This window comes from Actinoplanes sp. HUAS TT8 (assembly GCF_051380535.1).
Lineage (GTDB): Bacteria > Actinomycetota > Actinomycetes > Mycobacteriales > Micromonosporaceae > Actinoplanes.
On the sequence record NZ_CP195646.1, the window covers coordinates 8204713 to 8231172 of the forward strand.

General features: G+C 67.1%; 27 protein-coding genes, 1 tRNA gene and 1 other RNA gene. 17 read left to right on the top strand and 12 right to left on the bottom strand.

Annotation, left to right across the window (positions count from 1 at the left end; all coding sequences use genetic code 11):
* Positions 1-254: 254 nt before the first annotated feature.
* The 14 genes from ACSHV8_RS36360 (at position 255) to ACSHV8_RS36425 (ending at position 8963) form a co-directional block, all read left to right on the top strand.
* Positions 255-1184, top strand: coding sequence for a hypothetical protein (locus ACSHV8_RS36360; protein WP_436523386.1), 930 nt, complete (start codon positions 255-257; stop codon positions 1182-1184).
* A 13-nt stretch (positions 1185-1197) separates the two neighbouring features.
* On the top strand, positions 1198-1554 hold the full coding sequence (locus tag ACSHV8_RS36365) for a hypothetical protein (protein ID WP_436523388.1): 357 nt from the start codon (positions 1198-1200) through the stop codon (positions 1552-1554).
* Positions 1554-1889, top strand: coding sequence for a hypothetical protein (locus ACSHV8_RS36370; protein ID WP_436523390.1), 336 nt, complete (start codon positions 1554-1556; stop codon positions 1887-1889). Before ACSHV8_RS36365 ends, ACSHV8_RS36370 begins: the two co-directional genes overlap by 1 nt.
* A 99-nt stretch (positions 1890-1988) precedes the next feature.
* A complete protein-coding gene (locus ACSHV8_RS36375) occupies positions 1989-2867 on the top strand; it encodes an FtsK/SpoIIIE domain-containing protein (RefSeq protein WP_436523392.1) in 879 nt (292 codons plus the stop codon).
* Positions 2864-3136, top strand: coding sequence for a hypothetical protein (locus ACSHV8_RS36380; RefSeq protein WP_436523394.1), 273 nt, complete (start codon positions 2864-2866; stop codon positions 3134-3136). The genes ACSHV8_RS36375 and ACSHV8_RS36380 overlap by 4 nt, the downstream gene beginning before the upstream one ends.
* Positions 3137-3255: 119 nt before the next feature.
* Complete coding sequence (locus tag ACSHV8_RS36385; RefSeq protein ID WP_436523396.1) at positions 3256-3714, top strand: DUF6197 family protein; 459 nt, start codon at positions 3256-3258, stop codon at positions 3712-3714.
* 23 nt (positions 3715-3737) lie between these two features.
* Entirely contained in the window at positions 3738-4037 is a 300-nt protein-coding gene (locus ACSHV8_RS36390; protein ID WP_436537076.1) for a hypothetical protein, read from the top strand.
* On the top strand, positions 4034-4450 hold the full coding sequence (locus ACSHV8_RS36395) for an RRQRL motif-containing zinc-binding protein (RefSeq protein WP_436523398.1): 417 nt from the start codon (positions 4034-4036) through the stop codon (positions 4448-4450). The genes ACSHV8_RS36390 and ACSHV8_RS36395 overlap by 4 nt, the downstream gene beginning before the upstream one ends.
* Complete coding sequence (locus ACSHV8_RS36400) at positions 4447-4737, top strand: hypothetical protein (protein WP_436523400.1); 291 nt, start codon at positions 4447-4449, stop codon at positions 4735-4737. Before ACSHV8_RS36395 ends, ACSHV8_RS36400 begins: the two co-directional genes overlap by 4 nt.
* Positions 4734-5486: a DUF2637 domain-containing protein gene (locus ACSHV8_RS36405; protein ID WP_436523402.1), complete on the top strand. Its 753-nt coding sequence runs from the start codon at positions 4734-4736 to the stop codon at positions 5484-5486. The genes ACSHV8_RS36400 and ACSHV8_RS36405 overlap by 4 nt, the downstream gene beginning before the upstream one ends.
* Positions 5483-5776 (top strand): hypothetical protein, encoded by a 294-nt coding sequence (locus ACSHV8_RS36410; protein WP_436523403.1) that lies wholly within the window; start codon positions 5483-5485, stop codon positions 5774-5776. Before ACSHV8_RS36405 ends, ACSHV8_RS36410 begins: the two co-directional genes overlap by 4 nt.
* Positions 5776-7593 (top strand): replication initiator, encoded by a 1818-nt coding sequence (locus ACSHV8_RS36415; protein ID WP_436523405.1) that lies wholly within the window; start codon positions 5776-5778, stop codon positions 7591-7593. The genes ACSHV8_RS36410 and ACSHV8_RS36415 overlap by 1 nt, the downstream gene beginning before the upstream one ends.
* Entirely contained in the window at positions 7590-7826 is a 237-nt protein-coding gene (locus ACSHV8_RS36420; protein ID WP_436523407.1) for an excisionase family DNA-binding protein, read from the top strand. The genes ACSHV8_RS36415 and ACSHV8_RS36420 overlap by 4 nt, the downstream gene beginning before the upstream one ends.
* 153 nt (positions 7827-7979) lie before the next feature.
* A complete protein-coding gene (locus ACSHV8_RS36425; protein ID WP_436523409.1) occupies positions 7980-8963 on the top strand; it encodes a tyrosine-type recombinase/integrase in 984 nt (327 codons plus the stop codon).
* Positions 8964-9020: 57 nt separating this feature from the next.
* On the opposite strand, the gene ACSHV8_RS36430 is transcribed toward ACSHV8_RS36425, so the two are convergent.
* Both ACSHV8_RS36430 and ACSHV8_RS36435 read right to left on the bottom strand, forming a co-directional pair.
* Positions 9021-9096, bottom strand: a tRNA-Ala gene (locus ACSHV8_RS36430).
* A 77-nt stretch (positions 9097-9173) separates the two neighbouring features.
* Positions 9174-9722 (bottom strand): YqgE/AlgH family protein, encoded by a 549-nt coding sequence (locus ACSHV8_RS36435; protein WP_436537078.1) that lies wholly within the window; start codon positions 9720-9722, stop codon positions 9174-9176.
* A gap of 123 nt (positions 9723-9845) precedes the next feature.
* Here ACSHV8_RS36435 and ACSHV8_RS36440 point away from each other — a divergent pair, with 123 nt between their 5' ends.
* Positions 9846-10652 (top strand): S-methyl-5'-thioadenosine phosphorylase, encoded by an 807-nt coding sequence (locus ACSHV8_RS36440; protein WP_436523411.1) that lies wholly within the window; start codon positions 9846-9848, stop codon positions 10650-10652.
* A 142-nt stretch (positions 10653-10794) separates the two neighbouring features.
* On the top strand, positions 10795-12819 hold the full coding sequence (locus ACSHV8_RS36445) for a prolyl oligopeptidase family serine peptidase (protein WP_436523413.1): 2025 nt from the start codon (positions 10795-10797) through the stop codon (positions 12817-12819).
* 19 nt (positions 12820-12838) lie between these two features.
* Here the strand turns inward: ACSHV8_RS36445 and pntB are convergent, their stop codons facing one another.
* Together pntB and ACSHV8_RS36455 are read right to left on the bottom strand one after the other, a co-directional pair.
* On the bottom strand, positions 12839-14236 hold the full coding sequence (gene pntB, locus ACSHV8_RS36450; protein ID WP_436523415.1) for a Re/Si-specific NAD(P)(+) transhydrogenase subunit beta: 1398 nt from the start codon (positions 14234-14236) through the stop codon (positions 12839-12841).
* Positions 14237-14241: 5 nt separating this feature from the next.
* Positions 14242-15759 carry a Re/Si-specific NAD(P)(+) transhydrogenase subunit alpha gene (locus tag ACSHV8_RS36455; protein WP_436523417.1) on the bottom strand — a complete coding sequence of 506 codons (1518 nt, stop codon included), beginning with the start codon at positions 15757-15759 and terminating at the stop codon, positions 14242-14244.
* Between the two features lie 851 nt (positions 15760-16610).
* Here ACSHV8_RS36455 and ACSHV8_RS36460 point away from each other — a divergent pair.
* On the top strand, positions 16611-19460 hold the full coding sequence (locus ACSHV8_RS36460) for a M36 family metallopeptidase (RefSeq protein ID WP_436523419.1): 2850 nt from the start codon (positions 16611-16613) through the stop codon (positions 19458-19460).
* Positions 19461-19633: 173 nt separating this feature from the next.
* Here the strand turns inward: ACSHV8_RS36460 and ssrA are convergent.
* From ssrA to ACSHV8_RS36500, 8 genes are all read right to left on the bottom strand, one after another.
* Positions 19634-20015: a transfer-messenger RNA gene (gene ssrA, locus ACSHV8_RS36465) on the bottom strand.
* 30 nt (positions 20016-20045) lie between these two features.
* Positions 20046-20753, bottom strand: a complete 708-nt coding sequence (locus ACSHV8_RS36470; protein WP_436523421.1) for a cellulose binding domain-containing protein — start codon at positions 20751-20753, stop codon at positions 20046-20048.
* A 97-nt stretch (positions 20754-20850) separates the two neighbouring features.
* Positions 20851-21327 (bottom strand): SsrA-binding protein SmpB, encoded by a 477-nt coding sequence (gene smpB, locus ACSHV8_RS36475; RefSeq protein ID WP_436523423.1) that lies wholly within the window; start codon positions 21325-21327, stop codon positions 20851-20853.
* A gap of 36 nt (positions 21328-21363) precedes the next feature.
* Entirely contained in the window at positions 21364-22611 is a 1248-nt protein-coding gene (locus ACSHV8_RS36480; RefSeq protein WP_436523425.1) for a M23 family metallopeptidase, read from the bottom strand.
* A gap of 121 nt (positions 22612-22732) precedes the next feature.
* The gene (gene ftsX / locus ACSHV8_RS36485) at positions 22733-23614 is read right to left on the bottom strand and encodes a permease-like cell division protein FtsX (RefSeq protein ID WP_436523427.1); all 882 of its coding nucleotides are present in this window, start codon (positions 23612-23614) and stop codon (positions 22733-22735) included.
* Positions 23615-23680: 66 nt separating this feature from the next.
* Entirely contained in the window at positions 23681-24361 is a 681-nt protein-coding gene (gene ftsE / locus ACSHV8_RS36490; RefSeq protein WP_203739818.1) for a cell division ATP-binding protein FtsE, read from the bottom strand.
* A gap of 140 nt (positions 24362-24501) precedes the next feature.
* Positions 24502-25614, bottom strand: a complete 1113-nt coding sequence (prfB, locus tag ACSHV8_RS36495; protein WP_436523430.1) for a peptide chain release factor 2 — start codon at positions 25612-25614, stop codon at positions 24502-24504.
* Between the two features lie 52 nt (positions 25615-25666).
* Positions 25667-26182, bottom strand: coding sequence for a PadR family transcriptional regulator (locus ACSHV8_RS36500; protein ID WP_203739816.1), 516 nt, complete (start codon positions 26180-26182; stop codon positions 25667-25669).
* Positions 26183-26460: the final 278 nt, after the last annotated feature.

Genomic DNA, 26460 nt, shown 5'->3' on the forward strand with positions numbered 1-26460 from the left:
TTGACGGTCGCCATCTCCACTGATTCAACCTGACGGCCCGGGAATTCCGCTGGTTCTCCAGCATCCCGACCTATCGGCCACCCATGTTGGCCGAAGCAATCCGAAGTGTGGCGCGGGGCTGGTACTGGTCTCATCCCTGCCAGCCTCGCCGCCTTCGATCTCGAAGAGACGACGTGGGGCCGGTTCACGGGCTACCAACCTGCCGACCCCTACGCCTTCCAACCCATCCCAGCCCTGATAAGGGAGGACGTGTCGTGTCCAAATCTAGCCGAGGTTTCGGTTTCGGCAGAAGGTCCGGAACTGTCACCGTCATCGAACAGAAGGTCCTGCGTACCACCGCCCGGAACGCCCGGATCGCGTTCATCATCACCGCGCTGATCGTCGGCATCCTGGCCATGACCGTGGCCTCCGACCACATGCACCCGATTCTCGCCGGGCTGCTCGCCATCCCGATCGCCTTCGTGGCCGGCGCTTTCGTCTGGACGCTGGTCCGGATCTGGCCCGTGCTGCGGGTGCTCTGGTGGTGGACGCCGGAGATCAGTGCCAGCATGGCACTCGTCTACGGCTGGATCGCCCTGGCCAACGCCACCCCGGCCATCATCACCTTCGCCGTCATGGCACCCCTGGTCGGCATCCCGGCCGCCGTGCCTGCCATCCGCCGCCGGGTCACCGCCCTCGGGTGGTGCTTCATCGTCCGGCACCGACTGCGGGTGTGCTTCTCGCAGTTCATCATCGCCAACAAATCCGGCAGCCTGCCGCTGATCCTGTGGGCACACCCGACCCCGGTCGGGGAACGTGTCTGGGTCTACCTGCGGCCCGGCCTGTCACTGTCCCGGCTGCAAGACCGTCTCGAAGAGATCGCCGTAGCCTGCCACGCCAAATCGGCTTTGGTGGAACTCGCCAGCAAGGGTGAGAAGGCCGCCTACCTGCGGTTCGACATCAAACGCCGCGAGGTCCTGACCGCCCAGGTCAGCTCGCCGCTGCCCGGTGTCATCGACACCGAGAACATGCCGCACGCGTACACGGCACCCACCGACGTGCCGACCGCCCTGGATCTGCCGGACGTTCCGGCCGAACCTCCGTTCGCCACGGCTGCCAAGTCGGCCACCAGCCCGAACGGCAAGAAGGCGGCCAAAGCTGCCCCTGCCGCCGACACCTTCGACGAAGACGACCTTTGGGACTGAAAGGACAACCGAGATGGCTGATCTTTCCTACTTCTCCATGACCGAACACACGTCGCGATTCGACGACGTCACTGCTGCCGCCTACGTGGACGAGATCGCCGCCGAGGTCGACGGCTCCGAGAGACTCGTTGTTTCTCGTCTCGCCTCGGCCATTGCCGGGCTCCTCGGAGACGCCCAAGGGCTGTCGGACATCTTCATCAACGATGGCCTCAACCCGGACGTCTACGACGACTGGGCCCTCGCACCCGAGCAGCGTGACCAGGTCATTGACCTGATCGAGAACGTTGCGACGAACGTCGCGCTTCTCGCTAGCCAGCTGCGTAGCCGCCACACACCTAACGTTCGGCGACCTGGTCGGGACCCTCTCTGATGACCCTCGACTTGTCGGGCACGTTCCCGGCAGACATCCACGATCCGCACAACGCTCAGCAGCTCTTGGACTACCTCACAGAGCTGCGCGCCCAGCGGGACGTCATCGACTGTCAGATGCGGCGAGTAGTCGCCTACGCGCGGGAGCACGTCAAGCCCCGCCCGTATCCGCTGGCCGACCTCGCTGAGGCGTCTGGCCTGTCCATCTCCGGTGTCCGGACCTTCTACAGCCCGGACGACACCGCCCTCGTCGCCCCGCTTCTCGATGTGGGCGGCTACCTCGCTTGCGGCTGTGACGGCTTGCAACGCGAACACACCTGCACCAACAACGACTGACCTGTAAACGGAACCGACGCGAAGGCCGCACACGGCCTCCAAGCAGCAGCGTCCTCCGCGTCGGTCTCCGCAGTTTATCGCCTATCGGAGGCCATCACTATGTCCATCGTCGCCCGCGACCCTCTCGGCCAAGACCGGGTACCGGTCGCTCCTGGCCTGTCGATGTTCGACCCGATGTTCATCGGCATCGACGAATTCGGCGAGCACGTGATGCTCGACGTCGTCTATCACAACCTGCTGATCGCCGGAGAGCCCGGCGGCGGCAAGTCGGGCCTAGTCAATCTGGCAGCAGGAACGTCGGCCTTGGCCGACAACACCCGCCTCATCTTGTTCGATGCCAAATGGGTCGAGCTTGGCCCCTACATCGACGTGGCCGACGAGTTCATCGGCGACGAAATCGACAAAGGCATCAGCGTTATGCGGCGGCTGCTCACCGTGGCCCGCAACCGCTATATCTGGATCCTCTCGCAACGCCGACGCAAGGTTCGTCGGAAAGATCTTCTTTCGACCATCGTCACCATCATCGACGAGCTCGCCATGTTCACCACTGTGCTCGGCACCAAAGCACAACAGGAGGAGTTCGAGGGCCTGCTCCGCGGGCTCGTCTCACTCGGTCGCGCCTGCGGCATGCCCGTCATCTGCGCGACCCAGCGCACCAGCTGGGACATCATTCCGGCCAGCCTGCGGGACCTCTTCGGCTACCGCTGCGCATTCCACTGCACCACCAACGGCAGCTCTGACGTCATCCTCGGCGACGGGCACGCCGCCATGGGCTACGACGCCTCAAAGATCAACCCGGACAACCCCGGAGAGGCGCTCCTGCGGGCAGGGAAACGAGCCCCGTACCTGATCAAGGCCGCGTACCTGACCGACGAGCAGATCTACAACATCGCCGACTACGCCGCATGGATGCGACGTCCGTCCGGCATCACCGTTCCCGCACCCACCACCACACCGCAATGGGAGATGGCGGCATGAACTTCTTCACTCGAATCCTCGACCGTATCCACGCTGACGGCGACGCCCAGGCCCTCGCTCAGGGCTTGACCGTCGAGGTACTGCCCGGCGGTCGTCGCCGTATCGGGCACCCCGACTTGCCGGCCTTCCTCGAAGCCCGACGCCGAGCAGTCATCCTCTCCGGTCCTGACTTCGCCGATGGTGCCCTGACGGACCAGGCGACCCGCGACGCACTCGACGCGACCCGGCAGCGCATGAAGGCCACCAGCCGACGGACCGCCGTCCACTGACCGACCAGTCCGGACAAGTGCATAAGCACGGCCGACAGGACCCGACCCGAACGCTCGCCAGCAACGGCGGGTCCTGCCAGCCATCCAACAACCACCACCCAGAAAGGGACGTGGCTGCCATGAAGGCTACCCGTCAACCGACCACGACACCCGACGACGACCCGGCCATGACCCCGGCCGCGTTGCTCCGCGGAGCAGCCCTCTACCTGGGCACCCATGGCTGGACTCAGCACGAGTTCTACGACCTGGTCGACGACACCACCGGGCCGTTCCCGCCCGCCTGCGCCTCCGGCGCCATCATGGCCGCCGCGCACGGGCGTTGCTTTGGCAACAACATCGGTGCCCTCGATGTCCATCGCGAGGACACGGACACCATCGCCGCTATCCGGGCCATGCGGGTGTTCGCCGCGTACCTCGACCTCGAATACATCCCGAACAACAACTACGACACGAGCGCCATCGACGTGATCGGCGACTGGAACGACTACGACGGCCGCACCATCGACGAGGTCATCGAGGGCCTCATCGACGCCGCCACCGAGTGGGACCGTCTCCGCACCACCGGGGGTGCCCGGTGAGCGGCTTCTTTGTCAACCTCGCCTTGACAACCGGCACCGGAAACGGCGACACCCAACCGCCCAAGCCGCGCCGCCGCAACGTCGTCGAGAACGACGAATACGGCGCGTTCGTCCGGCGCATCATCCGCGCCTACGCCCGACGCATCGCCACCGGCGACGTCGAAGCGCTCCGCGACATGGTCGCGCTCTCCACGCTGCTCGACGAATCCCTCGATGACGCGGTCGAAGGCCTGCGTGAACACGGCTACTCCTGGGCCGAAATCGCCACCCGGCTCGGGATCTCCCGGCAGGCCGCTCACCAGCGGTGGGGAGGCGGAAAGTGACCGCCGCCGCGCTGACCAGCGAATTCCTCGACGCTCTCGGTGCTCGCACGGGCATCCGTGTCGAGTTCTACGACCCCACGGGCAGCCGCTACGGCTTCCCCACCTTTCCGTTCCGGCTCGCTCCGGACTTCCTGGCCACCCGCCGCCAGCTGCGGGCCGAAGGACTCTGCCCCGGCGGCCATGACCCCGTCGCTCAGATCCTGTGGCGACACCGCAAACAGCGCCGCATGGCCTACCTCTACCGGCGTGACCTCGCCCGGCCCAAGCGCATCGCCAGCCCGGCACAGCTCGCCGTCATCGAACGGATGCTGACCGCCCGCCGCACCTGCCCGGGCTGCGGCGTCACCCGCGACTACTACATCCCGCGCCGCACCGGCACCTGCCTGACCTGCGAGAACGGAGGCACCCGATGAGCCTCATCGACCTCGGCGCGCACCTCGCCGCCGACAACTGCCTGTGGTGCATCGGCGGCATGAGCCCTGCCGGCATCCACGACGACCTCGGCCCCGTCCTGTCGCTGTGCCCGACCCGGCGGTGGTGCGACGAATGCGGCGGCCTGTCCCTGTTCCCCGCCGAATACGAAACCCTCGACGACCGCATCAACGAACTCTTCGACGACGGCCTGTCCGCCGTCTGGTGCTCCTCCTGCATGGGCGTGACCGCTGTCATCCCCGTCACCAACGACGGAGGCATCCGATGACCACCACCAGCCTCACCCAGCAATTCGCCACCGCCTACGCCAAGAAGGCCGTTCCCGGCATGCTCCGGGCGATCCGCATCATCAAGCTGGCCAACAAAGGCATCGTCGTCGGTGCCGTCGCCGCCAGCTACCTGCACCAAGCCCATTTCCTCGACCACCTCGGCGCGGGCGTCTTCTCCTGGATCGTGCCCGCCGTCTTCGACCTGGCCATCGTCTCCATGCTGACCATCACCCAGACCGTCGGCATGGCCACCGACGCCAAACGCGCCGCCCTCAAAGTCCTGATCGTCGTGGTCGTCGTCTCCGGCGCGGTCAACGCCGCCGCCCCCGGCCCGATCGGACTACGCATCATCTTCGCCCTCGTCGTCGGCCTGGTCGCCGCCGTCGAATGGGTCGCCGGAAAAATCCGGCCCGACTTCACCGCCATCGAACACCGCGAAACCGAACTCACCACGGGAACCACCACCCCGACCGACGACACCGCCGACGGTCTCACGCAGGTAGCCACCACAGCGCCGGCCAAACCCGACCGTCACCCGACCGACGACATCCCGCCCCGGCTCGTCTCCGCCGCCCGCATGATCACCATGCAGCACCGGCAAACCTCCACCGAGCCGATCACCGCCGACGAACTCGCCGCCCGGCTCAACACCACCCCGGCCATCGCCGGACACCTCCTGACCGCCATCGACAACCCGGCCCCGACCCGGATCAACGGCAACATCCCCGCCCTCGGCGGCACCCGATGACCGCCTACCTGGTCGACGTCCACCACTACACCCACACCTGCCCGGCCGACCCGCAACCGCACCCCTACGACACCCGGCGCACCATCGTCGCCACCGTCCCCGGCGGCCCCTGCCGCAACCCGGTCACGGTCCGGTCCGGCGACACCACCGCCGTCATCGACTGCGGACGCCACATGCCCCGCGACCGGCAGTGCCCGGCCTGCCGGATCACCGTCATCGAACACACGGTGACCTTCACCCACACCGGCCACCACGGCCCGCAGCACCCGACTACCGGAATCGCTGCCTGATGAGTTCGACGCTGGACCTCGTACCCCGGGAGCACTCTGCCCGGGGTACGGGCTCGAACGCCGACACCTGGACACCACCGGCCGCCGTCTCATCCGCCGCCGGGCAAGCCCTCGCCCGCGCCTCACGCCCCGACTACTTCGACTGGCTCACCCACGTCCAAGCCGCGTCCGGCTGCACCCGCCCGGTCCGGCTGTCCGGCACCCTCGACACCATCGAAGCCGCCACCGGACGCCTGCTCGACGCCCGGCACACCGACCAGCTCCCCGACGCCGCCATCTACAAAGCTTGCGGCACCCGGCTCGCCTCGGTCTGCCCGTCCTGCGCCCGCACCTACCAGCGCGACGCGTTCCAGATCCTGCGCTCGTTCCTCGTCGGCGGCAAAGGCATCCCCGCCACCGTCGCCCAGCACCCCGGCGTGTTCCTCACCTTCACCGCCCCCAGCTTCGGCACCGTGCACACCCGCGTCGTGCGCAAACACACCTGCGCAAGCCGCAAACGCTGCGACTGCCGCCCGGAACCCTGCCACGCCCGCCGCGACACCGGCCTCTGCGAACACGGACACCCCGCCGTCTGCTGGACCCGGCACACCGCCGACGACCCCACCCTCGGACGCCCGCTGTGCCTCGACTGCTACGACCACGACCACCACGTCGTCTGGAACCTGTTCTCCGGCGAGCTATGGCACCGCACCAAACAAGCCGCCGACCGCTACCTCGCCCAACTCTGCAAAAGCCGCGGCCTGCCCCCCGTCGCGAAAACCACCGCCACCGGCAACGTCCGGATGGTGCCACCAGCCCAGCTCACCCACGGCAAAGCCGCCGAATTCCAGCGCCGCGCCATCGTGCACTTCCACGCCCTGGTCCGCCTCGACGGCGTACACCCCAACGACCCCGACGCCGTACTCGCACCCCCGCCCGGAGTCGACACCGACGACATCATCGCCGCATTCACCCACGCCGTCCGCTCCATCGCGTTCACCACCCCACCGCACCCCACCCGGCCCGACGGCTGGACCATCCGATGGGGCGACCCCGACAAAGGCTTCGACGCACAAGCCCTCACCCTCGCCGGGGACGGCAGCATCACCGACGACATGATCGGCGACCACCTCGCCAAAGCCGGATACCTCGCCAAGTACGCCACCAAAAGCACCGAAGCAACCGGCTTCTCCTCCACCCGCATCACCGACGACACCGCCACCCAGCACGACCCGGACGGCGACCACATCGCCCGCCTCATCGCCGCCTGCTGGCAACTCGGCCGCCCCACCACCGACCCGACCACCCACAGCCGGCCACCCGCCGACCGGCCCACCCCCGCCAACGGCAACCCGTTCGGCGCCCCCTGGGACTGCCCCGACTGCGGCACCCACACCCGCTACCGCGCCTGCCCCGTCTGCGTCGCCGAGCGTCAAGCCAGTCTTGACACCAAAACCACCAACACCAACACCAACAACCCCTACGCGCGGCTACGCCGATGGGCACACCGGTTCGGCTTCGCCGGACACTTCCTGACCAAAACCCGCCGCCGCGTCGTCCGCTTCGCCACCCTCCGCGACACCCGCATCGCCTTCCGCCGAGCCGAGGACCAGGCCGACACCGACCCCAGCACCATCCGCACCGCCGACCACACCGACGAAACAACACTGATCGTCGGCACCCTCTCCTTCGCCGGAGTCGGCTGGCACAACAACGGCGACGCACTCCTCGCCAACACCGCCGCCGCCATGGCCCGTGAGCGACATGCCGTAGGCCGCGAGGAACTGGCGCACGAAATCGGTAGCGCCCTCACCGTGAACGATCCGATAGCCGCATGACACATCGAGTGGAGGAATCACCATTGGCCGAGAAATACCTGTCCCTGCCGGAGGTTGCCGAGATATTAGGAACCACGCTACGGTTCCCGCGACGCCTGGTGGAGGAAAGGCGTATCGAATTCAAACGCTTCGGCCGTCACGTGCGGATTGCCGAAAGCGTACTCAACGCCTACATCGATCAGTGCACGGTCTCGACCATTCGGCGACCGTCACGAGGAAGGAGGGCCGCCTGAGTGTCCGGGAACGCGAAGGGACGTAAACGTCGGTTCGGAAGTGTGCGCCAGCTTCCGTCCGGCTCCTGGCAGGCCAGGTACACCGGCCCGGACGGGTTGCCCCGTACCGGACAGTCTCCCTTCGACACCAAACGGGCCGCTGAGCAGTGGCTCGTGGAGGTCGAGGCCGACATCCTCAAAAACGAGTGGGTCGACCCCGATGCGGGCAAGGTCGAATTCAATGACTATGTCGCCCGCTGGATTAAAGAGCGTGACCTCAAACCGCGTACTCGCGAAGAGTACGAAAGGCTTATTCGGCTGCACGTCCGAAGCCAAATAGGCGAGGTTCCCCTGAATCAAATATCTCCGCAGCGGATACGCACATGGCGGAGCAACCTGCTTGAAGCAGGAACAGGGCGACCTACGGTCGCGAAAACATATCGAATCCTTCACGCCATTTTTGTCACAGCGGTCGACGATGACTTGATCCGACGCAACCCCTGCCGGATCAAAGGCGCTGGCTACGACAAGGCCGACGAACGTGATACCGCCACCCTCGACCAGGTCTTCGCGATAGCCGAACGTATCCAGCCGCGTTACCGGCTTCTGGTCCTGCTCGCCGCCTTCGCTCAACTGCGGTTTGGCGAACTGGTGGCCCTTCGCCGCACCAGCATCGACCTCGCCACCATGGAGCTGCGCGTCAGCATGGCCACCGGAGAGATGGAGGACGGCACCCAGTTCGACGATGATCCTAAGTCGGACGCGGGCAAACGCCCCATTAGCCTGCCGACAGGCTTACGCGGGGATGTCCAGGTCCATCTAGACCGTTACGTCCAGCCCGGCTCAGACAGCCGGCTCTTTCTTGGGCCACTCGGCGGCATCCCCCGCCGTCGCAACTTCAACCGGATCTGGAAGGCCGCTCTCGAACGCGCCGGGATCCCACCGGAGATGGACCTGCACCTTCATGATCTGCGGCACACCGGGAGCACCTGGTCCGCACAGAGCGGCGCAACCCTGAAGGAGCTGATGGCCCGGATCGGCCATTCCAGCACGCGGGCAGCCATGATCTACCAGCACGCCAGCCGGGATCGGGATCAGGCCATCGCGGCAGCCTTGGACGCGTTGATCGTCGAGGCTCGTACGCAGGCCGAGAAGTGATCTGGCACGGATCTGGCACAAACCAAAAGACCCGGACCGAAGTCCGGGTCTTTTACCTGGTGGAGCTGAGGGGACTCGAACCCCTGACCCCCACACTGCCAGTGTGGTGCGCTACCAGCTGCGCCACAGCCCCTTGCCGTCGTCCCCGGCGTTTCCCCCGGGCACGCTGGAAATACTACACACCCCCGAACCGCCCCCTGCAGCACCCCCTCAGTTCAGGGAGACGTCGGGTGGGAAGTGGGCGACCGCGGCCAGGATGTCCCCTTGGCGGCGCAGGACCATGGCCCACAGGTCGTCGGGGCGTTCCACGAACGGGTCGCCGGGGAGGGCGTCGAAGACGAACCAGGAGCCGGAGGCGATTTCTTCTTCCAGTTGGCCCGCGGACCAGCCGGAGTATCCGGCGAAGACGCGGATGCCGGCCACGTTCTCCCGGAGGCGTTCCGGGTCGGCCGACAGGTCGAGGGTGCCGAGGGATCCGGAGACGGGATGGAATCCGGTCACCCGCTTTTTCACTTCGGGGCGGGTGCGGGCCAGGCAGATGGCCGATTCGGGCTGCACCGGGCCGCCTTCGAAGAGGACTGCCGGGTCGCCGGCCAGGTCGCCCCAGTTGCCGAGCACTTCGGCGACCGGGACTTCGGTGGCCCGGTTGAGGACCACCCCCAGGGCGCCGCCCGGTTCGTGGGCGACGAGGAGCACGACCGTACGGTCGAAGTTCGGGTCTTTGAGGGTGGGCGTGGCAACCAGCAGCTGACCGGTCATCGACTCCACCGACCGGCCTCCGATCCGCTGCCCCTCACCGAACACGGGGTTCCTTCCGCCGTCCGACGTCAACGCCATGTCAGCACATTAGCCTGCGTTTCCGGCCATGGATAAGGTCTGCTCATGAACCCGTCACCCCCGGCAGCAGAGATCGGTGTCATCGGCGGATCCGGGCTGTACGCACTGCTCGACGGCGCCATTGAACACGACGTCGAGACGCCGTATGGTCCGCCATCCGACAAGATCACGATTGCCGAGGTCGGTGGGCGCCGGGTGGCGTTCCTGCCCCGGCACGGGCGGGACCACCGGTTCCCGCCGCACAAGATCCCCTATCGGGCGAATCTGTGGGCTCTGCGGTCGCTCGGTGTGCGCCAGATCGTCGCGCCGTGTGCGGTCGGCGGTCTGCGTCCGGAGCTGGGCCCGGGCACGTTCGTGGTGCCGGATCAGCTGATCGACCGCACGAGTGGCCGGGTGCAGACGTTTTTCGACGAGGGTGCGGTGCACCTTTCTTTCGCCGATCCGTATTGTCCGGCCGGGCGCGCCGTGGTGCTGGATTCCGCCGCCCGGGTGAATGCGGTCGACGGCGGCACGATGGTGGTCGTCGAGGGTCCGCGTTTCTCGACGCGGGCCGAGTCCCGCTGGTTCACCTCGATCGGCGGCACGATCGTGAACATGACCGGTCACCCGGAAGCGGTTCTGGCCCGCGAGCTGGCGGTCTGTTATACGGCGATCGCGCTCGTCACGGATCTGGACGCGGGTGTCGAGGGCGATCAAGGCGTGACTCAGGAGGAGGTTTTCCAGGTTTTCGCCGACAACACGGCCCGCCTGCGCGATGTCCTCCTGGATGCGGTGACCAAGCTGCCGGCCGAGCGCGCCTGCCCCTGCAAGGACGCCTTGCAGGGCATCAAGCTCCCGTTCGATCTTCCCTGAGCTGCGCCGGACCCTCACGGTCCGCTGTGGTTCCGCTTTCCCGATTTCCCGTACGCCGTGAGACGCGCCCCACAGCTCGGGGCGCGTTCGCGTCAGGTCTTGGCAACGGCGGCTGCGGGTGCGAAGGTCGAGCCACTGATCGATGCTGGGGGTGGCCGTGCCGGGCGACGACCGTTATCTCTGGCTGGAGGAGCTGGATTCGCCCGAGGCGCTGCGCTGGGTCGCCGACCGTAACGGCGAGACGCTGAAGCGTTTCGGTGACGCCGAGTTCGGGCGGTTGAAGGATGCGATCCGGGAGACCTTGGACAGCAAGGACCGGATTCCGTATCCGGGCTGGCGCGGTGACGGTCTCTATTACGACTTCTGGCAGGACGCCGAGCATCCGCGTGGCCTGTGGCGGCGGACCACTGTGGAGCAGTTCCGGCGGGACGAGCCGGAGTGGGATGTGTTGCTCGACGTCGACGCGTTGAACGCGGCCGAGGGCGAGAACTGGACGTGGGACAGTGTGACGGTCCTCCGGCCGGGCTACGAGCGCTGCCTGATCAGTCTGTCCCGGGGTGGCGCCGACGCGGTCGTGGTCCGCGAGTTCGACCTGGTCGCACGGGCTTTCGTCGAGGGCGGGTTCACGCTGCCGGAGGCGAAGACCAGTGTCAGCTGGATCGACGCCGACCACATCTATGTGGGCACGGATTTCGGCCCGGGTTCGCTGACGTCGTCGGGTTATCCGCGGGTCGTCAAGCAATGGCGGCGTGGCACTCCGCCGGCCGAGGCCGAGGTGGTTTTCGAGGGGCGGGCGGATGATGTTCTGGTCGCCGCCGGCCGCGATCCGTCGCCCGGGTTCGAGCGTGATTCCGTACTCCGGCTCGTCGATTTCTTCCGCAAGGAGCTCTATCTGCGGACGGCCACCGGCGATCTCGTCCGAATGGATGTCCCGGATGACGCCGACTGCGACTGGCACCGGGAGTGGCTGCTGATCCGCCTCCGATCGGCGTGGACGATCGGCGATGTCGTGCACCCGGCCGGTTCGCTGCTGGTGACCGATTTCGACGATTTCCTTTCCGGGGTACGGCATCTGACCGTCCTGTTCGAGCCGGACGAGCACACCTCGTACCGTTCGCATTCGTGGACGCGCCACCACCTGCTCCTGGTCACGATGACGGATGTCCGCACCCGCGTGCAGGTGCTCACCCCGGCCGCGGACGGCTGGGTCCGTGAGCCGCTCGGCGACCCGGGTGAGGAGGACGATCTGGGGATCGTCGAGACCGATCCGGATCGCGACGACTCGTACCTCATCTCGTCCGAGGGTTTTCTCCGCCCGGACACTCTCAGCCTGGGTCGTGTGGGCGGCCCGGCCGAGGTTCTCAAACGGGAGCCGTCGTTCTTCGACGCGAGCGGCATGACCGTGCGGCAGTTCTTCGCCGTTTCGGCCGACGGCACCCGGGTGCCGTATTTCGTGATCGGCCGCGGCGATCGGGGGCCGACGATCCTGCACGGGTACGGCGGTTTCGAGATCTCGCTGACGCCGGGTTATGACGGCGTGCTGGGCCGCGGCTGGCTCACGCGCGGCGGCACCTATGTGGTGGCCAACATTCGCGGCGGCGGCGAATACGGTCCGGATTGGCACAAGGCGGCTCTCCGGGAGAACCGCCCGCGGGCGTATGAGGATTTCGCCGCGGTCGCCGCCGATCTCGTCACCCGCGGGATCACCGTGCCGAGCCGGCTCGGTATCACCGGCGGCAGCAACGGCGGCCTGCTGATGGGCGTCATGCTGACCCGGTATCCGGAACTGTTCGGCGCGGTCGTGGCCTCGGTCCCGCTGCTCGACATGCGCCGGTACACGAAATTGCTGGCCGGCAAGTCCTGGGCGGCTGAGTACGGTGATCCCGACGTCGAGTCGGATTGGGCGTTCATCCGCGAGTTCTCGCCGTATCACCAGGTGCGGGCCGACCGTCCGTACCCTCCAATTCTGTTTTTGACCTCGACCCGGGATGACCGCGTGCATCCCGGGCATGCCCGCAAAATGGCGGCGCTGCTGCGCGAGCACGGCTACGAGGTGGCGTATTACGAGAATGTGGAGGGTGGGCACGGCGGTGCGGCCGACAACGAGCAGGCCGCCACCATCGAGGCCCTGAGCCTGGAATTCCTGTGGCGTGAGCTCAGGGCCTGACGGGGGGCGGTTTTCTCGGTCAGAACGAGCGCAGGATGTCGTTCACGCGCTCTTTCGCGTCGCCGAAGAGCATCGCGCTGTTCTCGCGGAAGAACAGCGGGTTCTGCACTCCGGCGTAACCGGACGCCATCGACCGCTTGAAGATGATCACCTCGGCCGCTTCCCACACCTTGAGCACCGGCATCCCGGCGATCGGGCTGGACGGGTCGTCGGTGGCGGCCGGGTTCACCGTGTCGTTGGCGCCGATCACCAGGACCACCGACGTACGTGCGAAGTCGTCGTTGATCTCGTCCATCTCGAGAACCACGTCGTAGGGCACCTTCGCCTCGGCCAGCAGCACGTTCATGTGACCGGGCAGGCGCCCGGCGACCGGGTGGATGCCGAACTTGACGTCGACGCCCCGCTCCCGGAGCTTGCGGGTGAGTTCGGCCACGCCGTACTGCGCCTGGGCGACGGCCATGCCGTACCCCGGCGTGATGATCACCGATTGGGCGGTCGACAGGATCTTGGCGACGGCGTCGGCCTGGATCTCCCGGTGCTCGCCGTAATCGGTGTCGGACGACGGCCCGGCCTCGATCCCGAAGCCGCCGGCGATGACCGAGAGGAACGACCGGTTCATCGCCTTGCACATGATGTACGACAGGTAGGCGCCGGACGATCCGACGAGCGCGCCGGTCACGATCAGCAGGTCGTTCGAGAGCAGGAAGCCGGAGGCGGCCGCCGCCCAGCCGGAGTAGCTGTTCAGCATCGACACCACGACCGGCATGTCCCCGCCGCCGATCGACGCGACCAGGTGCCAGCCGAGCGCCAGCGCGACAGCGGTCACCGCGATCAGCAGCCAGAGCCGCGGGTCGATCACGAACCAGACCGTGAGCAGCACGAACGCGACCAGGGCGCCCACGTTGAGCAGATTCTTGCCGGGCAGCACCAGCGGCCGCGAGTTGATCCGCGCCGACAGTTTGAGGAACGCCACGATCGACCCGGTGAACGTGACCGCGCCGATGAAGACACCGATGAACACCTCGGCGCTGTGGATGCCGACCAGGCCCTGCGCGTCGAGCGTGGCCGTGTCGGCGTGCAGGTATCCGTTCCAGCCGACGAGGACCGCGGCGAGACCGACGAAGCTGTGCAGCAACGCGATCAGCTCCGGCATGCCGGTCATCTCGACCTTGCCCGCCCGGTACAGGCCGATCGTCGCGCCGATCGCGATCGCGGCCAACATCAGGGCCAGCGCCGTACCACTCAAGTCGCCGTCGATGGCCAGAGCGATCGTGGCCAGGAGCGCCAGGGCCATGCCGCCGATGCCGAAGGTGTTGCCGAGCTTGGCGCTCTCGTGCCGGGACAGCCCGGCCAGCGCCAGGATGAACAGGAGAGCGGCGACGAGATACGCCGCCTGGGCGGCCTTTTCGATGGTCATCGGGGTCAGCTCCTGGTGAACATGGCGAGCATGCGGCGCGTCACCGCGAAGCCACCGAAGACGTTGATGCTGGCCAGCAGGATGGCGGCGAACGCCAGCGCGGTGACGACGGCGCCGCCGTGTCCGAGCTGCAGGAGCGCGCCGACCACGATGATCCCGGAGATCGCGTTGGTGACCGACATGAGCGGCGTGTGCAGGGCGTGGTGCACGTGCCCGATCACGTAGTAGCCGATGACGATGGCCAGCGCGAAGACCGTGAGGTGTCCACGCAGGGCGACCGGCGCGAACGCGGTCAGCACGAAGAGCAGTGCCGCGCCCACGCCGACGAGCGGTCGAGTCCGATTTTTCGGCTTATCAGTTGCTTTTTCAGTTTTTTTGGCCGGCTGTTCTACTGCTGGCGCTGCGGACACTGACACCGGCGGCGGGGGCCAGGTCAATTCCCCTTCGCGTACGACCGTGATCGAGCGCTGCACCACGTCGTCGAAATCGAGCACCAGCCGGCCGTCACGCTCCGGCGTCATCAGCTTCATCAGGTTCACCAGGTTCGTCCCGTACAGCTGGGACGCCTGCGCCGGCAGTCGCCCGGCCAGATCGGTGTACCCGATGATGGTCACCCCGTTGGCCGTCACGATCGACTCCCCGGCCACCGTGCCCTCGACGTTCCCGCCGTTCGCGGCCGCCATGTCCACGATCACGCTGCCCGGCTTCATCGTCGCCACCATGCGCGCCGTGATCAGCCGCGGCGCCGGCCGTCCCGGGATCAGCGCGGTCGTGATGACGATGTCCACGTCGGTGCACTGCTCGGCGTAGAGCCGCGCCGCCCGCTCGTTGTAGTCGTCCGACATCTCCTTGGCGTAGCCGGTCGACGAAACCTCGACATCGGCCGCCTTGACCGCCAGATACTCCCCGCCGAGCGACTTCACCTGGTCGGCCACCTCCGGCCGCGGATCCGTGGCCCGCACGATCGCGCCCATGCTCCCGGCCGCGCCGATCGCCGCCAGACCGGCCACACCCACCCCGGCCACCAGCACTTTCGCCGGCGGCACCTTGCCGGCCGCGGTCACCTGCCCGGTGAAGAACCGCCCGAACGCGTGCGCCGCCTCGACCACCGCCCGATACCCGGCGATGTTGGCCATCGACGACAGCACGTCCAGCGACTGCGCCCGCGAGATCCGCGGCACCGCATCCATCGACAGCACGGTGATCGGCCGCCGCGCGAACTCCTGAACCAGCTCCTCGTTCAGCCGCGGGCTGAAGACACCGACAAGCGTCGCCCCACCCTTGATCCGATCCAGCCGCGCCGGCTCAGGCGCGTTGATCGTGAAGACGACGTCGGCCTCGTAAGGATCCCCGATCGTCGCCCCGGCCTCGGCGAACGCCTCATCCGAGAACGACGCCAGCCGCCCCGCCCCCGGTTCGACGACAACCTCATACCCCAGCTTGAGCAACTGCCCGACGGTCGCGGGCGTCGCCGCCACGCGCCTCTCCCCCGGGCTGGACTCCCCAAGAACACCAATGATCATCAATCGACTCCCATGTAGTTCTAGCGACGCTGCCGGACCTACGGCGGAAACGTGAATGTGGGTGTCTTCACGGATGCCGACCATGAACGCGTTCAAGGCGTGAGCTTGTTACTCGCCGGTAGCTTAACGCCCCGCATGACCCTCGTCACCCTACAAGACATCACATCACTCTCAGTAACCTCAAACTAAGCATGCGAACCACGAAAAACACATTCTTCATTGCCTATGTCCGCCGTGGTCCGGACCGTCGCTCCCGCGGGGACCCTTCCGACCTGAGCAGGGCGCTGGCGCGCCCAAAACACTCAGCCCGAAAGGGCGACGTGGTCAGCTGGGCACGGTCAGATCAACAAACCCGCCCACGACCGACCCCTCCCAAACAGCGCCCCGCGCCAGCTCGCAGCCCCACTCTCGGCTGGTTCTCACGGCTGTATTCCGGCCCAAATACAGCCGTGAACACCAGCCGGGACGCCACACCGCGGCGCCGGTCGGACCACGCAGAAACCCGCGCCCGCATCCGACCCGACTCGCCGCCCGCCGCGGACTCAGCCGAACCCGCGGCCTCCGCCACCGTGGCAAACACACTCAGCGCGCAGAGACGCATATATGGATCGTGCCAACTTGAACGGCACGGCGGATGTGTCCGATTTTCTCCACGGCGTGATCTCGGATCGGTAAAGATCCAAATACATCTCTAGTTATGTACACCGATGGCAATGAGCATCACCCATCGACGGGCCACACAAGTGAGGTGCGGACCGGCCCCGGGCTAACCCCGGGGCGGGGCCGCACCTTAGCCCGGTCGAGAGGGGCTGAATTTGAGACCGTTATCCGTACCGTCCGCAACCCGGCGGGTGGGAGCGGCAGCCGCCGGTGTCGTTCTGCTCGCGGCGTTGCTGCCGCAGCAGGCACAGGCCGCGCCGCTACCAGGCGTCGTGCCCGCGGGCGCTGACAGCAACTCGCCACGGCGAGCCGATTACGATTCCCGTGAGAACCTGGCCGCCGCGGCCGAAGCACAAGCGCCGGCGGCCGCGCCCAAGAGCAGCGCGCTGAGCCGCGCCTTCGCATCCGCTCCGTCGGCCTCGGCGGTGCAGGCCATGCGCAACACGCTCGGTGTGCAGGGCATCGTCGACATCGATCGGGCTACCGGCACTCCACGCCGGGTGGCCAAGCTGGACGGCTTCCTGACCGGCCCGAGCCGCAAGAAGCCGACCACGATCGCGCTCGATTACGTCAAGGCCCACCCCGAGGTCTTCGGCTTGGACGCGGCCGGCCTCGCCACGCTCGAGCTGCGCCGCGACTATGTCGATGTCGATGGCACCCACCACCTCAGCTGGGTGCAGGTGGCCGACGGCGTGCCGGTGTTCGGCAACGGCCTGAAGGCGCACGTCACCAAGGACGGCCGCCTCGTGCAGGTGGACGGGTCGCCGCTCACGTCGCTGCCTTCCACGGCGGGCGCCGCCAGGATGACCGCCACGGACGCCCGCGCCGCGGCGGTCAAGGACGTTTTCGGCGCGTCCACCGCCAAGGTCACCACGACCGCGGCCGGCACGACCACCTTCAGCGACAACGGCACGGCCAAGAAGGTCTGGTTCCAGACCGTCTCAGGCCCGCGCCTGGCCTGGCAGACGATCGTTGTCGACGAGGGCTACGTGCACGTGATCGACGCGGCCAGCGGCGAGGTGCTCTATCGCCACAGCACGATCGCGAACGACACCGCCGAGGTGTTCAAGAACTATCCAGGCGCGCCCAAGGGCGGCGTACAGCAGAAGGTCGATCTGACCGCCAAGGGCTGGCTGCCGAACAACGCGCGCCAGCTGTCCGGCAACGTCGCGCACGTCTACTCGGACGTGAACGACAACAACCTGGCCGACCCGACCGAGGAGGTCGGCCCGTCCGGGGTGCGCCGGTGGGACTACCCGCTGGTCGACTTCAACGACGAGGTGGGCGGTCTCTGCTCAGACGCGTACCCCTGCTCGTGGGACCCGAAGACGGCGAACTCGTGGCAGGTCAACCGCAAGCAGAACGCGGTGCAGCTCTTCACGTTCCTCGGCACCTTCCACGACCACCTCAAGTCCTCGCCGATCGGCTTCACCCGGGCGGCGGGCAACTTCGAGGCGCAGGACGGCGACGCGGTGCAGGGCCAGGCCATGGACGGCGCCAACACCCTGAACGGTCTGCCCGACGGTGACCACACCGACAACGCCAACATGAACACCCCGCCGGACGGCATCCCGCCGGTGATGCAGATGTACCTGCTGAACCCGGCCCCGGACGCGGTCGCCGCGAACACCGGTGACGAGTCCGACGTCGTGTTCCACGAGTACACGCACGGCCTGTCGAACCGGCTCGTCGTCGACGCCGCCGGGAACTCCACCCTGAGCAACATCCAGGGCGGCGCGATGGGCGAGGCGTGGAGCGACTGGTACGCCGAGGACTACCTGCACGCCACGGGGCTGGAGAAGGACACCGCAAAGCCCGGTGACGTGCTGATCGGCAAGTACTGGACGGCCGGCGGCACCATCCGCACCGAGGCTCTCGACTGCACCGTCGGCATCGTCGCGGCGGCGTGTCCCGGCACCCCGACGGCCGGCCCCGGCGGTTACACGTACGGCGACTTCGGCAAGATCTCGTCGCGTGGTACCGAGGTGCACGCGGACGGCGAGATCTGGGCCCAGACCCTGTGGGACCTGCGCCGCGCCATCGGCAGCAAGAAGGCCGAGTCCATCGTCACCCGCGGCATGGAGCTGTCCCCGGACAACCCGTCCTACCTGGACATGCGGAACTCGATCATCGCGGCCGACCTGGTGGTCAACCAGGGCAAGAACGCCAAGACCATCTGGAAGGTCTTCGCCAAGCGGGGCATGGGCTACTTCGCCGCCGCCATCGACGGCGACGACGCCCAGCCGATCGAGGACTTCTCGATGCCGCCGGCCGCGAGCACCCCGCGCGGCACGCTCACCGGCAAGGTGACCGACCAGGACACCAAGGCCCCGGTGTCCGGCCTGACCATCGCCTTCGGTGGGCACGCCTCCGGCTTCGCCGGTGACTACCGCGCCACCACGGCGGCCGACGGCACCTACAAGATCTCGGGGATTGTCCCGGGCACGTACGCCAAGGTGTACGCGCGCGGCGCCGGCTACGACCAGGTCGTCAAGACGGTCTCTATCAACTCGGGAACCAAGGCGGAGAACTGGGCGGTCCGCCGGGACTGGGCGGCCTCCTCCGGCGGTGCGGGCATCATCAGCGCCACCGGTCCGGACTACACCCCGTATGGCTGTGGCCCGGGTCAGCTGATCGATCAGTCGCAGATCTCCGGCTGGGGTTCCGACGTCTCGGCCGAAGGCCAGAACGCCGTGATCCGCCTGTCCGACGTCGTCAACGTCGCGCAGCTGGTCGTCAACCCGTCGGCCACCTGTGGTGACGACGCGACGGCCTCGACCGGTGGTTACCGGATCGAGACGTCGAAGGACGGCGCGACCTGGGTCGTCGCCGCGAGCGGCAGCTTCCCGGCCGGCACCGTCACGCCCACCCCGGTCGCACTGGCCGCGGGCACCGGCGATGCCATCGAGTACGTCCGGTACACGATGCTGACCACGCAGGCGCAGGATGCCGGGCTCTGCGCGGCCGGCCAGCCGGCCACCGCGAACGGCTGCACGTTCATGGACTCCACCGAGCTGGCGGTCTACGGACCAGCCGCCTGACCAGTGATGGTGCCGGTTGCCCCGCGGTGGGCAGCCGGCACCATCCCTTTCTGCCGGGAGACCACGGCAGCGGACCGCGCCCCGCGTAACACGCGGGCCTGGCGGCTCGGCCCTCAGGATGAAATACGAAACGGCCCCCGGCTCGCGCTTTCCGCGAACCAGGGGCCGTCCACCAGTGGAGGTGCCGGGAATCGAACCCGGGTCCTTCGTTGCTTTGTCAGGGCTTCTCCGAGCGCAGCTCACTACGTCCCTACTCGGCCCTCCGACTCATGTGAGCAAGTTCGGACGACGGGCCCAGTCACTGATTAATCTCGCCGCGCGGTCCCCGTGACCGGGACCGGTTGGCCAGCCTCCTAGCTGATGCCGGCAGCTGGGACGGAGGCGCTCCCAGACCGACAGACCACGCTACTTGCCTCAGGCGGCGAGAGCGTACTGGTCAGCGTCAAACTTAGAGTTGGCGCTTATAAGTTTCCGACGACCGATTCTCGAGACGACGTCGGCTTCCTCGGCTCGCTTCCCCTGTCTCCACGTACGAAGTCGAAACCAGTCACCCCCTGGATATTGGTACAGCCCGACAATATTAGCTCACCCGCCGACAACCGCCACCGAGCACCCGGTCGGGCTGAAGTCACCGTCGCTCTTCTTGTTGCCGATGAACCCGGGGTTGGCCGTGCCGCCGCCGCCGACCGCCGCGCTGCCCCGGAGGACGACCCGGCTGGAGCTGACCGATGTCGCCTGGGCGTTCCACGGGTTGCCCTGCAGGCCGGTGACCTTGGCCGAGTCCGGGAAGCTGACGGTGACCTCGAAGTTGTGGGCCTGCGAGCCGCGGTTGGTGACCTTCACGTTGACGAGGAACGAGCGGCCCCACGAGCTGACCGAGCAGGTGGCGCTGAGGTCGTTCACGACCGGCGGGGTGGTCTTGCTCGGCTTGGGGCTGGACGACGTCTTGGAGGGCTTCGGCGAGGACGAGCTCTTCGACGGGGTCGGCGAGGACGACGCGGAGGCCGACGGCGACGAGGAGGGGGATTTCGACGCCGATGCGGAGGGCGAGATCGGGGCCGAGGAAACGTCCGGTGCCGGCGTGGTCTCGGACGGCAGCGGGGCCGTGGTCGACTCGGCCGCCTGCAGGTTGGCCGAGGGCTGCACGATCACCGGGTTCTCGCTGGCCGAGGCGTCGCCGCCGGCTCGCACCGCGATGAAGACGACCAGGCCGACCAGGATGGCGGCGGCCAGTCCGAACACTCCGCGGGCGAGGAAGAACTGGCGATCACGGTGCTTGGACTGGGCTGACACGGCCGGTCTCCTCGATGAAGAGTCGAGCAAGGGGCTCGCCCTGCGGGGTCGCCGCTAGGACGCAATGATCAACAAGCCTGGCGGGGCAGAATACCCCTCAGCGCATGCCCTTGGCACGGCGGCCCATGGCGCGATTGATCTCTTTCTTCGCATCCCGCTCGGCCATGTCCTGACGCTTGTCGTAGCTCTTCTTGCCCTTGCCGACGCCGAGCTCGACCTTCGCGTACCCGTTCTGGAAATACACCGAGAGCGGGATCAGCGTGACGCCGTCGTCCCGCAGCTTGCCCATGATCTTGGCGATCTCGTCGCGCTTGAGCAGCAGCTTGCGGACCCGCCGGGGCTCGTGGTTGGTCCAGGTGCCCTGCGTGTATTCCGGGATGTGCATGCCGTGCAGGAAGATCTCGCCCTGGTTCTCATGGCCGAACGCGTCGACCAGTGAGGAGCGCCCGGCGCGCAACGACTTCACCTCGGTGCCGGTGAGCACCATGCCCGCCTCGTACGTATCGAGGATCGAGTAGTCGTGATACGCCTTGCGGTTGGAGGCGACGAGCTTGCGCCCCTGTTCGCGTGGCATGGCCCGAACCCCCTGCTGATTGATCGACTCACAACTCTAACAAAGGCAGGGAGGCAAATAATTCAGTGGATTCCGGGGCGCACCACCGAAACGCGTCTCGAAGTGCAGGTGTGACCCGGTGGATGCGCCGGTGCTACCGACCAGACCGATGATCTCGCCCTGCCGGACGTACTGCCCGACGTGTACGTAGATCCGGGATTGATGGCCGTAACAGGTGGAGAAACTCGTCCCCATGATGCGCCCGTGGCTGACGCACGTGTAGTTGCCGTAGCCGCCTCGCCACCCGGCCTGGATCACCCGGCCGGCCGCCGCGACCCGGATGGGTGTGCCCGAACCGGCGGCGAAGTCGGTCCCGGCGTGCAATTGCCAGACGCGATAGTACGGGTCGTAACGGTTCCCGTAATCGCTGCTCTTCCATCCGTGTACGGGCATCATCAGCTGCCCGTGATACTGCCGCCGATACCCGGATCGGGTCTCCCACCCGCGCATGCTGGTGCGGATCTTCCGTTCGGCCGCCACCGCCGCCCGGTACTGCTCGAGCACGGTCGCCCGCTGCGCGTTCGCCGCGGCCAGCGCCGTCCGCCGGGCCAGCACCAGTTGGTAGACGTCGCGCCGGGCGCGCACGGCGTCGACCTGGGCGGTCTGCGCAGCCCGGAGTTTCGCGGCCGCCTCGGCCTCGGCCAGTTCGGCCGCCCGTTTCGCGGCGCCGGCCTGGTCCTGGGCCACGCGGGCCTCCCGGCGGGCGACGACCAGGTGGCTGACCTCGGCGTTCTCGTTCCGGACCATCGCGTCGACCAGGCTCATCCGGTCCATCAGGTCGGCCGGCCCGGTCGCGGACACGAGCAGGTTGAACCGGGTGATCGAGCCGCCGCCCATGTAGCTGTTGCGGGCCATCTCGGCGACCCGGTCGCGGGCGCCGGCCACCCGTTCCTGGGCGGCCGTCCAGTCGTCGGCGACCTGCTGGTAGCCCTGCCGGGCGGCGTCGGCCCGGCCGCGGGCGGTGGTCGCCTGGACCCGGGTGGCGATGACGACGCCGCGGGCGGCGGCGACCCGGTGCTGCGCTTCCGGGAGTACCGCCGAGGCGGCGGCGAGGCGGCGCGCGGCGGCCCGGGCGGTCGCTCCGGCGTTTTCCAGAAGAGCTTCGGCCCGGCGTACGGCTTGGGCGGCCTTCGACGCGTCGTTCTGATCGGCCATCGCCGGCACGGGCCGGGCCAGTGTGGGTACGACGGCACTGAGAACGCAGAGAACAAGGGTCAGCAGCGGATTCGAGCGGCGGTACCTCACTGGAGTCACCGTACTCTGACTAATCGCCCGGATAGTCGCAAACCGCCCGAAGGCCGTAAAGGCAACGAAGGCCGCGACCCGGTCGGGTCGCGGCCTTCGGAGTGAGGTCGTGAAGTGGGCGTCAGACCTTGAGGTAGAAGCGGAGCGTGACCCAAGCGGTCGCGGCGCTCACCACCGCGCCGACACCGACCAGCAGCGGCAGCATCAGCCAGACGTTGCCGTTCGGCACCGGGGTCAGGATCGCGGTCAGGGCCTGCAGCTTGTTGTCCAGCAGCACGACCTTGCCGATGAACAGCCCGACGAAGCCCAGTATCGCGCCGATCGCGCCGGCGACCACCGCCTCCAGGACGAACGGCGCCTGGACGAACCAGTTCGACGCGCCGACCAGCTTCATGACCGCGACTTCTCGCCGTTTGCTGTACGCGGCGACCTGGATGGTGTTACCCACCAGCAGCACCGCGGCGCCGGCCATCACGACCGCGAAGACGAGTGACATCAGCTGGACCGAGTTGAAGATGTTGAACACCTTCTGCAGGAGTTCCCGCTGGTCGATGACCCGCTGGATGCCCTGGCTCTGCTGGTCCCCGAGGCTCGCGTTGAACTTGTCGTAGTCCTCCGGGTTGTTCAGCTTGACCCGGAACGACTCCGGCAGGCTGTCCGCGTTCACGGCGGCCACGAAGTCGGGCGAGTCGGCGTAGAGCACCTTGAAGCGCTCGAGCGCGTCCTGCTTGGTCTCGTGGGTCGCGGTCTTGACCAGCGGGTTCGACTTGAGCTTCTCCTCGAGCGCTGTGATCTGACCTTCGGAGACGTTGTCGACGAGGAAGATCGAGACCTCGATCTCGCCGTAGTAGAAGGTCTTCATACGGTCGACCTGCAGGTACATCAGCACGCTGGCACCCAGCATGCCCAACGAGACCGTAATGGTGATGATCATGGCGATCGTCATCGTGACGTTTCGCCACAGGCCCACCAGGACCTCATTGAGGACGTACTTCACGCGCATCGGGGGGATCCTTCCGGGACTCCGCGTGTTGCTGTTTCGGCGTTGAACATGTGGGCGGAGCCTGTCTCAGCCGTAAACGCCGCGAGCCTGGTCACGGACGATCCGACCGCTCTCGATCTCGATGACGCGGCGGCGCATCTGGTTCACGATGTTGGAGTCGTGCGTGACCATGACGACGGTGGTGCCGGTGCGGTTGATCCGGTCCAGGAGTCGCATGATCTCGATCGACGTGTCCGGGTCGAGGTTACCGGTAGGCTCGTCGGCGAGCAGGATCAGCGGCCGGTTCACGAAAGCTCGGGCCACCGCGACACGCTGCTGCTCACCACCCGAGAGCTCGTGGGGGTAGCGGTGCTCCTTGCCGCCGAGGCCGACCAGCTCGAGAACCTCGGGGACGACGCGACGGGCGACCGCCTTGGTCTTGCCGATCACCTCAAGGGCGAAGGCGACGTTCTCGTACGCCGTGCGGTTGGGGAGCAGCCGGAAGTCCTGGAACACACAGCCGATGGAACGGCGGAAGTGCGGGACCTTCCAGGAGCGCAGTGAAGTGACGTCCTTGGCGTTCACGACCACCTTGCCGCGAGTCGCCTGGACCTCCTTCAACAGCAGCTTGATGATCGTGGACTTGCCGGAACCGGAGGGGCCGATGAAGAAGACGAACTCACCCTTCTCGATCCCGACGTTGACATTGTCCAACGACGGCCGAGACGCCTTCGGGTACGTCTTCGTCACGTTCTCGAGCTGAATCACGGGAGTGGAGTCTACGCGGTGTAACGAATTCGCCAAGTCCGCCGGGGTCGGGAATCTTCGCCACCTGCGGCAACAACAAAACTGAACGATCCTCGCCTGACCGAGCGTTCAGACGAGGTCGCTCACCGTGATGGATTCGGCTAGGCGGCGATCTCGTTCTGCTTGCGCCACCGGATGCCGGCCTCGATGAAACCGTCCACGTCGCCGTCGAAGACCGACATCGGGTTACCGACCTCGTACTCGGTGCGCAGATCCTTCACCATTTGGTACGGGTGCAGGACGTACGAACGCATCTGGTCGCCCCACGAACCGGTGGTGTCCTGCTTCAGATCGGCCATCTTGGCCCGCTCCTCCTGGCGGATGCGCTCCAGCAGACGGGCCTGGAGAACACGCAAAGCGGACGCCTTGTTCTGCAGCTGCGACTTCTCGTTCTGACACGTGACGACGATGCCGGTCGGAATGTGCGTCAGCCGCACCGCCGAGTCGGTCGTGTTGACGCTCTGCCCACCCGGGCCGGACGAGCGGTAGACGTCGACCTTGAGCTCGTTCTCCGGGATGTCGATGTGGTCGGTCTGCTCGACGACCGGCATGACCTCGACACCGGCAAAGCTGGTCTGCCGGCGGCCCTGGTTGTCGAACGGGCTGATCCGGACGAGCCGATGGGTGCCGGACTCGACGCTCAGCGTCCCGTAGGCATAAGGAACCTTGACCGTGAAGGTGGCCGACTTGAGGCCGGCCTCCTCCGCGTACGACGTGTCGTAGACCTCGGTCGGGTAGCCGTGCCGCTCGGCCCACCGCAGGTACATCCGCATCAGCATCTCGGCGAAGTCGGCGGCGTCCACACCACCGGCCCCGGCCCGGATGGCCACCAGCGCCTCGCGGGAGTCGTACTCCCCCGAGAGCAGCGTGCGGACCTCCATCTCGTCGATCGCCTTGGTCAGCGTGGCGATCTCCTCGCCGACCTCGGCGACCGAGCCCGCGTCCCCCTCGTCCTCGGCCATCTCCAGCAGCAGGCCGGCGTCGTCCAGACGACTGCGCAGGCGCTCCAGCTTGGAGATCTCACCGGCGACGTACGACAGACGACTGTTGACCTCCTGCGCCCGCGCCTGGTCGTCCCAGAGGTCGGGGGCGGAAGCCTGCTCCTCGAGATCCGCCTTGTCCCGCCGCAGCTTGTCGACGTCCAGGACGTTCTCGATGTTGCGGAGGGTGGCGTCGAGGGCTTTGAGTTGCTCAGGGAAGTCGGCAGCGGTCACGACACTCAAGACTACGCCGTCCGGCCAGATCACTGGCCGGGGCGTCCGCAACTCATTCCGACGGAACGGTCTTCAGCCAGGTGAGAGCCGCCTTGTGATACGCGACGGCGAACTCGAGCGCGGCTGCGCCGTACGAATCGTCATTCTTCTTAGCCTCCTTGGCCTGCTCCTTCGCCATGGCCAAAGCCTCCGAGTGGTACTGGTTGGCCGTGGTGTAGAGGGTCTGCAACTGCTCGGTGCTGTGCTGCTGGCCGAAAGCGACTCGCAGCGCGACCGGGTTGCGCAGCGCGTCCCGGCCGGGCGACTCGGTGAGCCAGCGCCCGAAGGCGCGCTTACCGGAGGCGGTGATCGCGTAGGGCTGACTGGAACGAGGGCCCGGCTTGCCGAGGCGCACATACCCCATTTCGGCCAGTACGGGCAATTCGCGGTAGACCTGGCTCCGCGTCATCGACCAGTAGGGCCCGAGACGGCGTTCGGCAGCCGCCATGAGCTGTCCGCCGGTCATCGGCCCCTCGTGAAGCAGGCCGAGCAAGGCGGCAGCCGTGGGATTGATCTGGAAGTCGGGCATGCCTTCTAAGCTGCCACTTTGTCGCTCCGGCGTCCAGGATTTCGCACGATCCGTCCAGTTTGCGCCTCCACAAACGACTGTCCCGCACAGACAGTCCGACAACGAGCGCCCAGACCGGGCGATTTGCGCCCCATCATTTAGTTGACCAGCTAAAATGGAGCACCTATTCGGTCAGACAGGCAGCCCGAGGCAGGAAACCCCCATAACTGGGCGAGTCGCCGCGCACATTCGGACATTCAGCGCATGTGGGAGTACTCGTTCGCCCGTCCATCGTCGCA